General features: G+C 67.6%; 11 protein-coding genes and 1 pseudogene. 5 read left to right on the forward strand and 7 right to left on the reverse strand.

Annotated features, from left to right (window positions below; all coding sequences use genetic code 11):
- The first annotated feature begins 79 nt into the window (after window positions 1–79).
- The 4 genes from GBG68_RS07355 to GBG68_RS07370 all read left to right on the forward strand — a co-directional run bounded on the left by GBG68_RS07355 (window position 80) and on the right by GBG68_RS07370 (window position 2,526).
- On the forward strand, window positions 80–625 hold the full coding sequence (locus tag GBG68_RS07355) for a hypothetical protein (protein WP_152146293.1): 546 nt from the start codon (window positions 80–82) through the stop codon (window positions 623–625).
- 188 nt (window positions 626–813) lie between these two features.
- A complete protein-coding gene (locus GBG68_RS07360; RefSeq protein ID WP_152146294.1) occupies window positions 814–1,515 on the forward strand; it encodes an RNA polymerase sigma factor in 702 nt (233 codons plus the stop codon).
- A 34-nt stretch (window positions 1,516–1,549) separates the two neighbouring features.
- A complete protein-coding gene (locus GBG68_RS07365) occupies window positions 1,550–1,984 on the forward strand; it encodes a hypothetical protein (RefSeq protein WP_152146295.1) in 435 nt (144 codons plus the stop codon).
- 5 nt (window positions 1,985–1,989) lie between these two features.
- Entirely contained in the window at window positions 1,990–2,526 is a 537-nt protein-coding gene (locus GBG68_RS07370; RefSeq protein ID WP_152146296.1) for a plastocyanin/azurin family copper-binding protein, read from the forward strand.
- Window positions 2,527–2,601: 75 nt separating this feature from the next.
- On the opposite strand, the gene GBG68_RS07375 is transcribed toward GBG68_RS07370, so the two are convergent.
- Window positions 2,602–4,713 (reverse strand): TonB-dependent receptor, encoded by a 2,112-nt coding sequence (locus GBG68_RS07375; RefSeq protein WP_152146297.1) that lies wholly within the window; start codon window positions 4,711–4,713, stop codon window positions 2,602–2,604.
- 166 nt (window positions 4,714–4,879) lie between these two features.
- On the opposite strand from GBG68_RS07375, the gene GBG68_RS07380 reads away from it, so the two are divergent.
- On the forward strand, window positions 4,880–6,001 hold the full coding sequence (locus GBG68_RS07380) for a PepSY-associated TM helix domain-containing protein (RefSeq protein ID WP_152146298.1): 1,122 nt from the start codon (window positions 4,880–4,882) through the stop codon (window positions 5,999–6,001).
- A gap of 98 nt (window positions 6,002–6,099) precedes the next feature.
- Here the strand turns inward: GBG68_RS07380 and merA are convergent.
- The 6 genes and pseudogenes from merA to glmS form a co-directional block, all read right to left on the reverse strand.
- Window positions 6,100–7,743, reverse strand: a pseudogene (gene merA / locus GBG68_RS07385) (mercury(II) reductase).
- A 129-nt stretch (window positions 7,744–7,872) separates the two neighbouring features.
- Entirely contained in the window at window positions 7,873–8,334 is a 462-nt protein-coding gene (locus tag GBG68_RS07395) for a DoxX family protein (protein WP_152146300.1), read from the reverse strand.
- Window positions 8,335–8,396: 62 nt separating this feature from the next.
- Window positions 8,397–9,167, reverse strand: coding sequence for a DUF2063 domain-containing protein (locus GBG68_RS07400; RefSeq protein ID WP_152146301.1), 771 nt, complete (start codon window positions 9,165–9,167; stop codon window positions 8,397–8,399).
- Window positions 9,154–10,041: a DUF692 domain-containing protein gene (locus GBG68_RS07405; protein WP_152146302.1), complete on the reverse strand. Its 888-nt coding sequence runs from the start codon at window positions 10,039–10,041 to the stop codon at window positions 9,154–9,156. Before GBG68_RS07405 ends, GBG68_RS07400 begins: the two co-directional genes overlap by 14 nt.
- 18 nt (window positions 10,042–10,059) lie before the next feature.
- On the reverse strand, window positions 10,060–10,365 hold the full coding sequence (locus GBG68_RS07410; RefSeq protein WP_152146303.1) for a DUF2282 domain-containing protein: 306 nt from the start codon (window positions 10,363–10,365) through the stop codon (window positions 10,060–10,062).
- Between the two features lie 232 nt (window positions 10,366–10,597).
- A complete protein-coding gene (gene glmS / locus GBG68_RS07415) occupies window positions 10,598–12,433 on the reverse strand; it encodes a glutamine--fructose-6-phosphate transaminase (isomerizing) (protein WP_152146304.1) in 1,836 nt (611 codons plus the stop codon).

The following is a 12,433-nucleotide window of genomic DNA, read 5'->3' on the forward strand; positions in this document are numbered from 1 at the left end:
CGCAATCTACCCGCCGCGTATCGCTTGGACGGTGTGGCCCGCCAACCATGGGCACACCCAGGGAACAGGATGGTGCGTCATGAACAACTTGCTTCGTCGACTGGAACAGGAACGAGAGCGCAGCAGCTACCTGCTGTCCGCACTGAAACGGCAGCTGAACGCGATCCGCGAGGGGTGCCGCGCCGACTACCCGCTGCTGGGCGAGCTGCTGGAACAACTGAACAGGCGGCTTGGCGCGTATCGTCGCTCCCATGAGCATCTGTTTTGCGACAGCCAGGCCCGGCACCAGCCCGAGCTCGCACGCCTGGTCGATGAGATCCGACAACGCCACAGCCGCTTGTACGATGGTGGCAGACAGTGCCGCCAGGCAGTGGAAGACGTGCTGAATGATTGCCTGGTGCCGCGCCAGGCGCTGCTTCAGCCCGGCCTGCAGTACCTCAACGGCTATCCCCGCTATCTGCAATGTCGCGAACGCGCGATCCTCGCCGTCGCCAGCACGCTGGTGGCGGCGGACCGTCCCTGGGCCGCCGACTGGCCAGCGGCCGGGAACGGCGAGCACTATAACTGGCGGGCGGCTGGCGACCGTCGGCGCGGTGCGCCGCGCCGATTGAGCTGGCAGTTCTAGGGCGACACACACGGCGGGGGCGGCATGCCATGCCGCCTCCGGCCGGCGGGGGAATCCGCAGCCAGCCCACCCATCTATACTTCCCTTGCGCAACGACCGGCCGCATCCCTGCACCAAGCGGGAACCTTTTTCCGATGAGCCGCATCATCCGGATGAACCGCCCTGCAAACTCTCGGGAGCACTCCGCCATGCCAGGCCAGATCGAGTCCGCGCAACGCCACGCCCTGGAGCAACTGCCAGATCACCAGCTCGCCGCCCGTGTGGCCGCCGGTGAGCACGGCCTGTTCGAGCTGATCATGCGCCGCTACAACCAGCGCCTGTACCGCATCGCCCGCGGCATCCTCGGCAGTGACGCCGAGGCCGAGGACGCGGTGCAGGAAGGCTACATCCGCGCCTATCGCAAGCTCGACCAGTTCCGCGGCCCCGAGGGCTTCGGCGGTTGGCTGTGTCGCATCGTCAGCAATGAAGCCCTGATGCGGCTCCGCCGGCAGGTGCGCCTGCGCCTGGCGCCGATCAGCGAACTCGATATGGCCACCAATCAGGAAGCCGCCATGGCAGACCCTCGCTCGCCGGCCGTCAACCCCGAAGCCGCGCTGCACGAAGAGCAGCTCAAGCGCTTGCTGGCCGCCGCCGTCGACGCCCTGCCCGATGCCTATCGCGCCACCTTCGTGCTGCGGGAGGTGGAACAGATGACCGTGGCGGAGACCGCCGCCTGTCTGGGCGTGGAGCAGACCACGGTGAAAACCCGCGTTCACCGCGCCCGCCAGCTGCTGCAGAAGAACCTCAGCGCCGAACTCTGCGCCGCCCTGCCAGGCACCTTCGACTTCGATGGCGCTCGCTGCGACCGCCTGGTGGCACGGGTATTCCAGCGGCTCAACGCCGCCGGCTGAGAGCTTACCCCCGACGACCCCAAGGAGAACCGCGATGAATCACTACCTGAAACGCTTCATCCCCGCCCTGGCTGTGCTCGGGCTCACCGCCTGTGCGGGCATGCACGGCCAACACGCACATCACGGCCCACTCGACACCGCGCCCCCGGGTGGCGAGTACGCCCAGGTGAGCGAGCTGGTGCCGCTGCCGGCGTTCATCCCCGGCCTGGGCACCCTGTACGTGCAACCCGCCACCCTGCCCGCCGGCCCCTTCCTGGCCTACGATCGGGACGATCGACTGGTATCCACCATTTACATGATTCCGCTGGATGATCTCAACGCGCGGAAAAACTTCCCCGAACTGGCGACCGCGGAGCGCAAGGTGGTGCGCACCGAGCTGGCCTACAACGCCGGCCACCCGGGCGTGGCCGAGCCGCACTACCACATTGTGCTCTGGCATGTGCCGCCCGCCGAAGCGAAGCTGAAGTAAGGGCCATGCGAAGGCGTGAGCTGTTGAAAGCCGGCGGGGGACTCCTCGCCGGCGCCCTGCTCCAGCCCCGCTGGTTGCTGGCCGCCGATGTACTGGAGATCGAGCTGCTCAGCGACCCGGCCGGGGGTCACGTGAACTTCGACCCGATCGGGCTGTTCCTGCAGCCGGGGCAGACCGTGCGCTGGGTGAATCGGGCCAATGTGCACACGGTCACCGCCTATCATCCAGACAACGACCGACACCCGCTGCGCATCCCCCGGGCGGCCGAACCCTGGGATTCGGGCTATCTGATCGAGCCGGGCAAGGTGTTCGAGCGCCGCTTCGAGGTGCCCGGGGTCTACGATTATTACTGCGCCCCCCACGAGGCGGCGGGCATGGTGGGACGTTTGGTGGTGGGCGAGATCAGCGGCCCCGGAAGCCGGCCCTTCGACTACTTCCGGGGCGATCCGGGGGCGGCGGATTGGCGCACGGTGCCGGCGGCCGCCCGGGCCCGGTTCCCCGATGCCCGGCGCATCCTCCGCGAGGGCCGGTATTCGATCTAGCAGCCCATTGAGGGTGGGCCGGCGAGTTTCGCCCACAGGTCTCGCCGGCCCTTTGCGGGTGCCAAGCACGCCTGTTCAGAAGGCAAGCTTGTAGCCCACCGTGATGGTGCGGCCTCGGCCCGCGTAGTAGCTGGCGTCCCGGTTATCCGCCGCCTGGGAGTAGTAGCTGATGTACTCCTCGTTCAGCAGGTTCTCCAGGCCCACACTCAGGCGACCCACCGGCAGGCGATAGCCGACACTGGCATCGACCAGGGTGTAGCCATCGAAGTCGTAGCCCGGCGTGTCGAAGTCTCGCTCGAAATGGTGGACAGCCTGCAGCATGGTGCTCAACTTGCCCGTCCAGGCAGCGTTCCAGCGCAGCAGCAGCTTGTTGGGCGCGATGTTACGGCCCAGCAGATCGGTGTCCACGTCGCCATCGTCATCACTGTCGTAGCGACCCTTGCTGTAGGCGTAGTCGGCCTCCAGGCGGTGAGCCGCGTTGACCTGCCAGCCGGCGGAGATCTCCACCCCATGGATCTCGGTCTTCTCGCGCCGCACCTCGTAGACCCCATTCACCCGCGCCAGGCGTGAGCCGAAGTCGGAGTCGGACTCGAAATAGCTCACCGCCAGATCCAGCGCGCCGCGGTTCATGCGGAAACCGATTTCCCGGTTGTCGGTGACGATGGGTGCCAGGTTCAGGAAGCTGTCCACGTCTTGATTCGGCTGGTCGATGCCGCGCAGCACACGGCCCACATCGGGCATGCCGAAGCCTTCCGAGTAATTGGCGAAGATCTGCGACCCGTCGGTGACCTCCACGGTGACGCCGATGTTGTACAGGGTTTCCTCGAAATCGGGATTCCCCCCGGCAACGTCCTGACCACCGTTGTAGGAGGCTAGCGTGCGGAAGTCGTCCACCTTCAGCTCGGCATACTCGTGGCGCACCCCGGCCTGTACGCTGACACGCGCCAGCGGGCGCACGGTGGCCTGGAGGAAAGGCGCGTAGTTGCGGAACTCGGTTTCCGGCACCCATTCCCGGCCGGTCTCGGTGAGCATCTGCCGGGTCTTGTCCCGCAGCAGATCCAGGCCACCGGTCAGATCCAGGCGATCATCCAGCAGGCCGCGCCGGGTGACGGTGAACTTGGCGCCCAGCTTGTCGGATTCGTTCCGGGACTGGTCCCAGAGCTTGCCGCTGGGGTCGATGGCCGGATCCTGGAAGGTGCCATAGTCACCACCACCATACTGCCCGCGGAATCGCTGGCTGTAGAGCTTGGCGGAAACCTCCGTACCGAAGAGATCACCGTGCTTGTAGGCCAGGCTCGCGGTGGTGACCTTGTTGCTCGGCGGCTCGCCTTGCGGGTTCCCCTTGACCGAGGTAGCGGGGGTGCCCGCGCTGCGGTCGCCGGGCACATTGACGTAATCGCCATTGCCTTCCAGTTCGAAGCGGTTGAGCATCAGCTCCAGGTTCTGATCGTCATCGATCCAGTAGCCGAGCTTGGCGAGCAGATCGATGCTCTCCGAGTCCATGACGTCGCCCTGGGTGTCGTCCACCCCGATCAGATCGCCGTCGGTGTCGTAGTACATGCCGCGACCCTGATAGCTGCCGCCGAGCAGATAGTCCCAATCGCCCTCGGCGCCGGAGACCCGGTAGTCCAGCTTGTAGCCCAGGCCTTCGGACTCGTAATCGGTGGGCGCGGTCACGCTCACGCCCACATGCTGGTTGACGCTGCCCGGGTCCGGGCGGCGGGTGACGAAGTTGATGATGCCGCCGGTCGCGCCCAGACCGTGCTCGGCACTGGCGCCGTGGATCACCTCGATGCGCTCCACCATGCTCAGATCGATGGTGTAGCCGGCGCGCGAGCCGTTGCGCAGCGGGTTGGACTGGGGCACGCCGTCGATCATGAACAGCGGATCGCGACCGCGGAAGGTCTCACCGGAGTTGGTGAGCTTCTGCCGCGCCGGCGAGAAGGAGGGAATCAGCTTGCTCAACACCTGGGAGGGGTCTTCGCTCAACGCGGTCTGCGCCTCGATTTCCTCGCGGGTGATCACGGTGATCTTCTGCGGCGTCTCGCCGGCGGTGGAGCCGGCGCGGGTGGCGCTCACGGCAATGGTGTCCATCGCGACAGCGTCATCACGCTGCGCCAGGGCAGTGGGCGGCGCCAGCGCGGCGGCCAGACACAGGGCCAGACAGGGTTGAACCTTTCGGTACACGGCGAACTCCTCTTCGGACGGGTGGGAACACGAAAACAGCGGCGGACACGCTCACCAACAGGTGTTGAGAATGATTCGCATCCGCTCCCCCAGTGGCGGAATCTACGCCTCTCGCGATAGGATCGCAAACACGAATCACTATCACCCTGATTTCGGATTGTGACTTATGCGCCGACTGCTGACCCTCCTGCATACCTACCTGGGGCTCATCGCCGGCCTGCTGCTGGCTCTGACCGGGCTGACCGGCAGCCTGCTGGTGTTCGACCACGCCCTGGATGAACGCCTGGCCCCCCACACCCTCGCCCAGGCCGAGGGCGCGCCCGCGCCGCTGCAGGCCGTGCTGGACGCGGCGCGCAATGCAGCGCCAGGCCACCCACCGCCCACCCGCCTCCATCTGGCGCGCCGGCCCGGCAGCGCGCACGTGGTGCGCTTTCCCACCCCCGAGGGCGCGGTGGGGCCGTTGGAGATCACGGTGGACCCGGTCAGCGCGCAGGTGCTGGCGGTGCGAGGCTGGGGTGAGTACCCCATGAGCTGGCTGTACCGCCTGCACTACACCTTGCTCGCGGGGCAAACGGGCAAGTACCTGGTGGGGGTGGGCGGCATCCTGCTGCTGTTCTTCTGCCTCAGCGGGGCCTACCTCTGGTGGCCCCGGCCGGGGCGGTGGTGGCGCGCGCTCACGGTGAAATGGCGCAGTGGCGCCTTCAGGCTCAATTACGACCTCCACAAGATCAGTGGTATCTATCTGCTGCCGGTGCTGGGCGTGGTGGCCTTCTCGGGGGTGAGCCTGGTTTTTCCGCGGCCGATGATGTCGCTGGTGGCCCCCCTATCGGCCCCGGAGCCCTTCCCCAGCCCGAGTTCGACGCCGGTACCGAGCCCGGAGCGCCTCGACGCCGACCGAGCCGTAGCGGTTGCGGAAGCGGTTTTCCCCGCGGGAAACCTGAAGCGCATCTACCTGCCGCGCAGACCCGAGGACACCTACAGGCTCTCCTACAGGCTGCCCGGCGAGCCCTGGTCGGCTCATGGGGCAAGCTATGTGTGGGTGGACCAGTACAGTGGCGAGGTGCTGGGTAGCCGGGACGCGACCCGCGTGAGCGGCGGCAGCCAGTTCATGAACTGGCAGTTCCCGCTACACAATGGCGATGCCCTGGGGCTGGCCGGGCGCTGGCTGGTGTTCGCCAGCGGGCTGATGCCGGCGTTACTGTTCGGGACCGGGTTCTACATGTGGTGGCGCAAGCGCCAGGGGCGCCGGCGCGGGCGGACGCGTCAGCATGCCGAGCAAACGGGGTAGAACCCTCATGGCGATACGCGCCAGCTCGGAACCCGCTTATTGACCGCACCACCATGGTACGCTTGCACGAAGCGCCGCCGTGCAGGCTACGCCGTCACTCACCCGGCACAGCAGGACAGCTGCTTCACGTCCTTGGTGAAGGTCTGGGCGCAGAGCTTGAGACCTTCCACCATCGTCAGGTAGGGGAACAATTCCTCGCCGATGGCCTGCACCGTCATGCCAGCTCGTAGCGCCATCACCGCCGCCTGGATCAACTCCCCAGCCTCCCCCGCCACCGCCTGTACCCCCAGCAAGCGCCCCGACTCGCGTTCGGCCACCATCTTGATGAAGCCCTCGGTGTCGAAGTTCACCAAGGCGCGCGGCACGTTCTCCAGGTCGAGCCTCCGGGTCTCCACGCTGACCCCCTGCGCGAGCGCCTCGGCCTCCGTCAAGCCGACGGTGGCCACCTGAGGATCGGTGAAGATCACCGCCGGCATGGCGCTGAGGTCCAGGCTAACGTCGCCGCCGGTCATGTTGACGGCGGCCCGGCTGCCCCCGGCGGCGGCCACATAGACGAACTTCGGTTGATCGGTACAGTCACCGGCGGCGTAGATGCCCGGTACCGTGGTTTGCAGCTGTTCATCCACCAGAATCGCCCCACGCGCGGTTTCCACGCCGAGGCTCGCCAGGTTCAGGGCCTCGGTATTGGGTGCCCGCCCGGTGGCCACCAGCAGTTGCTCGGCCCGCAAGGTGCCGGCGTTGGTCTGCAGGGTGAACAGCTGGCCGTCATGGGCCACGCCGCTGGCTTGGGTCTGCTTGAGCACCTCGATGCCCTCGCGGCGAAACGCCGCCTCCACCGCATCCCCCACCGCCGGGTCTTCCCGAGACAGCAGGCGGCTGCGGGCCAGCACCGTGACCCGGCTGCCCAGCCGCGCATAGGCCTGGGCCAGCTCCACGGCCACCACCGAGGCGCCGATGACGATCAGCCGCTCGGGAAGCGTGTCCAGTGCCAGCGCGCTGGCAGACGTCAGGTATGGCGTATCGCTCAGGCCCGAGATCGCTGGTACCGCCGGTCGGGCACCGGTGCCGATGAACGCGCGATCGAAGCGGACAGCCCGCTCGCCGCCCCCGCTCAGTTGGACCTTCAGCTGCCGGGCATCGACGAACCGGGCCTCCCCCCTCAGGACCGTGATGGCGGGATGCTCGCGCAGGATCCCCTCGTACTTGGCGTCACGCAATTCCTCGACACGTGCCTGTTGTTGCGCCAGCAGCTTCGCCCGATCCACCACCGGCGCCTGGGCACTCACCCCTTCATCGAAGGGGCTCCCATTGCGCCGATGCGCAATATGCGCGGCGCGAATCAGGATCTTCGAGGGCACGCAGCCGGTATTGACGCAGGTGCCGCCTAGGGTCCCACGTTCGATCAGGGTGATGCGGGCGCCGCGCTCGGCGGCCTTCAGGGCGGCCGCCATGGCCGCACCGCCGCTGCCGATCACGGCGATATGCCGGTTCCTGTCATCAGTGGTGGCGTTCATGCTCACGCGCAGCAGGCTCCTGGGTTTTTCAAGGCCACTCCCGATACGATCTCGAGGACGCCGGGGTGGCGGGATAGCCGGCATTGGGGCTGGCCTCGATCAATGCCTTCACGGATGTCCGGGTGTCATCGAAGGTAACCCGCGCCGCACGATCCGGATAGCTCACGTCGACCCGCGCGACGCCCTCCACCCTGCTGAGCGCGTCATCGGGCAGGCCGCGCAGGTCATGCCCGGCACCGACAGCGTCACGAGTTCGCGGAGCGCCGCCCTGCATCAAGGAGGCACCGAGCAATGCCCAGGGGCCTCTGAGCGTCTGGCGCCAGCCACGTACCGATGCCGTTCGCCAGCACCGTCGGCTCAGCGGAAATGCCGCGCGATCCAGTAATCCACGGACACCCGACCCGGGCCGTAGGCCAGTACGGCGAGCAGCATCGCCGCCCAGGGCAGATGGAAAGTCTGCCAGCCACCGGGTACGGTCAGCTGAATGACCCCCGTCATGATCAACAGCCCGAAGGCGGCAAAGCGGGTGCCCAGGCCCAGCACCAGCAGCAGCGACAAGCCGAACTCGGCCAGGCCCGACACGAAGGCCATCACGCCGGGAAAGGGGTACGGGTAAGTGGCGCCGAACAGGTGCAGCTTGAATTCGTTGGCGAACAGATAAACCGCCCCCGGCGAGAGCTCCAGAAAGCCGTCGAATTTGGTCAGGCTCGACTTCCAGAACGGAATGGCGACGGTGACGCGCAACAGCAGTTGCGGGAGGCTCATGGGAATGGCCGCCGCCCAGCCGACCAGGCGCTGTACCCGTTCCACCGGCCTCATCCCACCGCGTGCCTGGGGGGAGGATTTAATCGCCGCGTGTTTCATCGTTGGTTCCTCCGGATTCACTTAAAGGGGCTGACGCCGACAATGGCGCCACTGGTACACAACCATCGCAGCGCGGCGACCAGGTCGAACCCCGTGCATTGCCGCTGGGCCACCGCGACCGCCTGGCCGAGTGTTTCCCCTCGCGCCAGCTCCGCAAGCATGGGGTGGAAGCCGGGCGCCAGCGGTGCGGCGTTCACCTCCAGCCGTGGCCGTAGCACCGCGACGTCCTCTGGGCCAGCATCCGCACACTGGGGATCAAGCTCCGAATCAAAGCGGTTGCTCCGCCAGATGCTGAACACCGGCCACCGCGAGCGCAGTAACCGCAGCGTCGGATGTAGCTGCACGACCAGCTCGCCCAGTCTCTCCGGATCCAGCCCGGCCAGTGCCTCCATCCCCAGCGGCTCCGCGTCGGCGGCGTGATAGGCCTCCTGCCAGGCCCACTCGAGCCGGGCCACATCGGCCAGATACGGCACTGAGGCGGCCGGCTCGAAGGAGGCGATGAAGGCGGGAAAGCCGCCGCCGTACTCCAGCAGCACCGGCGAGCGTGGCAGCTCATCGGCCACGTAGGCCCGCGCCAGGGCATGAAAGAATGCCTCCCCCACCAACCGCTCGACCACGCCATAGGTGGCGCGGATAGCCTCCACCAGGCTTACGTGAACGTTATTGCGATAGACGGCGAAGCGTTTCGCCGGGCATTCCGCACCGCGGCCGCGAAGCGGCGCCGGCGGCGGGCGCGCCGGATCACGCAGCGCGGCGACGAACTGGCGCTGCAGCTCAGTGCCCGCCATGACGACGGTCTCCGGCCACGTCCAGGAGGGCCTGGGCACGCGCCGCCTCGGCTTGCAGGCATTCCCATGTCGGCACCCGGGAGTCCCATTCGATGAGTGTGGGCAAGGGTCCGGCACGGGCGAGCAGCGCTCGGAAGAGAGCCCAGACCGGTGCGGCGACTTCGCGGTCATGCGCGTCGATGAGCAGCGGCCGCCCCAGGTCGTCCGCGCTTGTCGCATGGCCGGCCAGATGCACCTCTTCCGCCGCCTCCAGCGGGAAGGCCGCCAGATAGGCCACCGGGTCGAAGTCATGGTTGGCCGCCGACACATAGACGTTGTTGAGATCCAGCAGCAGGCCACACCCGCTGCGAGCGGCCAGCTCAGCGAGAAAGACGGGCTCGCTCAGGGTCTCGTCATGGAAGCGCACATAGGTCGAGGGGTTCTCGATGAGGATGGGCCGGCCCAGCGCCTCCTGCACCCCCGAGACCTGGGCGGCCACATGGGCGAGGGTCTTTTCGGTGTAGGGCAAGGGCAGCAAATCGTTGAGGAACCGGCCACCGTGGCTGGACCAGGCCAGGTGCTCGGAGAACAGCGCCGGCTGATACCGATCGAGCAAGGCGCGCAAGCGGCGCAAATGGGTGCGGTCCGGAGGCTGCGCGCCCCCTATCGACAAGCCCACGCCGTGGATCGACAGCGGGTAATGTTCGCGTATGGCGGTCAGGGCCGCATGTGGTGGGCCGCCGGCGCCCAGGTAATTCTCGGCGTGCACCTCGAACCAGCCGACGGGCGGCCGCTGTTCGAGGATCTGCCGATAGTGCGGCGGCTTGAGGCCGACGCCGGCCTTGGCCGGCATCGACGTCACCGCGGCAGCGTTCCCTGGTACGCCGGCTGGCATGGCGGCAAGCTCCTGCGCTCAGCCCTGGTTCGGCACATCGCGCTCCAGCGCGTCCAGGCTGCCTATGCGCTCACCGGGCAGTTCGATGGACGCGCAAGTGCCGGCCGGCACCAGCTTCCAGGCATTACCCTGATAGTCCACCGTGGAGGTGCCGGCGCAGCTAGTGCCAGGTCCCGCCTGGCAGTCGTTCTGGCCGGCCTTGGCGACGCCGTAGCACTTCTCCATTTCCTTGTCTTGCGCCATGACGGTGCCGGACGCACCGGCCAGTGCCAGCGCGAAGGCGCCGGCGAGCGTGGTGGCGGCGATTCGGGTGCTGGTGCTCATAGCTGGATTCCTCCGATCAAGAGTTGGATCCTTGGGCGGGGGCCTGCGCCGCCCCCGAAGGCGTGCGCGCCACAACCGGCGTGCTGAGGGGCAGTGTGCGCCGCCGGCACCAGCTTGAGTATTCGTAGTAATTCGTAAGTAAAAGCCCCTATGGCTGGGGCGTAAGGCAGGACAGGAGGCCCTTGGGCCGACTCGGCCGCGCGGCGCGGTGCCGCACGGCCCGAGCCACTCTCTACTCCACCGTCACCGACTTGGCCAGGTTCCGCGGCTGATCCACATCGGTGCCGATCAGTACCGCGACGTGGTAGCTGAGCAGCTGCAGCGGCACGGTGTAGACGATGGGCGCGATCAACTCGTCCGCGCTGGCCACGGGCACGATGGTGTAACCCTCGCCCGGCTCGATGGCCACCCGCGGGTCGGCGAATACGTAGAGCATGCCGCCCCGCGCGCGCACTTCCTGCAGGTTGGACTTGAGCTTGTCCACCAGCTCGTCATTGGGGGCCACGGCCACCACCGGCATTTCGCTGTCCACCAGCGCCAGCGGCCCGTGCTTGAGCTCGCCCGCCGGATAGGCCTCGGCATGGATGTAGGAGATTTCCTTGAGCTTGAGCGCCCCCTCCATGGCCACCGGATACTGGGCGCCGCGACCGAGGAACAGGGCGTGGTGCTTGTCGACGAAGCGCTCGGCCAGCGCCTCCACCTCGCTCTCCAACCCCAGGGCCTGTTCCAGGGCGCCGGGCAGCTCGCGCAAGGCCTGCACCAGGCGCCGCTCTCCGGCCTCGTCCAGGGTGCCGGCCTCGCGCCCCAGCGCGCCCACCAGCAGCAGCAGGGCCACCAGCTGTGTGGTGAAGGCCTTGGTGGAGGCGACACCGATCTCGGGGCCGGCCCGGGTCATGAGGGTCAGATCCGATTCCCGCACCAGGGAGCTTTCCGGCACGTTGCAGATGGCCAGGCTCGCGGTGTAGCCCAGCTTGCGGGCCTCGCGCAGGGCGGCGAGGGTATCGGCGGTCTCGCCGGACTGGGAGATGGTGACGAAGAGGCTGTCCGGCGGCACCACGTGGCGGCGGTAGCGGAACTCGCTGGCCACCTCCACCTGGCAGGGCAGGCCCGCGACCCCCTCGAACCAGTAGCGGGCCACCTGGCCGGCATGCCAGCTGGTACCGCAGGCAACGATCTGCACATTGCGCACGCCAGCGAAGATGGCCGCGGCCTCCGGGCCGAAGGCGCCGGTGAGCACCTTGTGATCCGATACCCGCCCCTCCAGGGTCTCGGCCACGGCGCGGGGCTGCTCGTGGATTTCCTTCAACATGAAGTGCCGGTAGCGACCCCGGTCGGCAGCCTCGGCGCTGACCTCGGACTGGCGCACGAGGCGCTCGACTTCATTGCCGTTTTGGTCGTAGATGGTCACCGAATCGCGGCGGATGTCGGCCACATCGCCCTCTTCGAGGAAGATGAAACGCTGGGTGACCGGCAGCAGGGCGAACACGTCCGAGGCGATGAAGTGCTCTTCGAAGCCCACGCCGATCACCAGCGGGCTGCCCAGGCGAGCGGCCACCAGGCGCTGGGGCTCGGCGGTGTGGATTACGCCCAGGGCGTAGGCGCCTTCCAGCTCGGGAATGGCGGCGCGCACCGCACCCAACAGGTCCTCGCCGGCATCCAGGTGACGCTGGATCTGGTGCACCACCACCTCGGTGTCGGTCTCGGAGCGGAAATCGAAGCCGGCCGCGCGCTGCTCGCGGCGCAGGCTTTCGTAGTTCTCGATGATGCCGTTGTGCACCACCGCGAGCTGGTCGTTGTAGGTGTGGGGATGGGCGTTGGCATCGCTGGGCGCGCCGTGGGTGGCCCAGCGGGTGTGGGCAATGCCCAGATGCCCCGCCACCGGTTCCTCTTCCAGCCGACGCGCGAGCTGCTCCACCTTGCCGGTGGTACGCACCCGCTGCAGTCTGCGCTGATCGTCGATCAGCGCCACGCCGGCGGAGTCGTAGCCGCGGTACTCCAGCCGCCGCAACCCTTCCAGCAGTATCCGGCTGACTTCGCGCTCGCTCAGCGCACCTACGATGCCACACAT

Origin of the sequence: Alkalilimnicola sp. S0819, assembly GCF_009295635.1 — a bacterium.
Taxonomy (GTDB): domain Bacteria; phylum Pseudomonadota; class Gammaproteobacteria; order Nitrococcales; family WHIW01; genus S0819.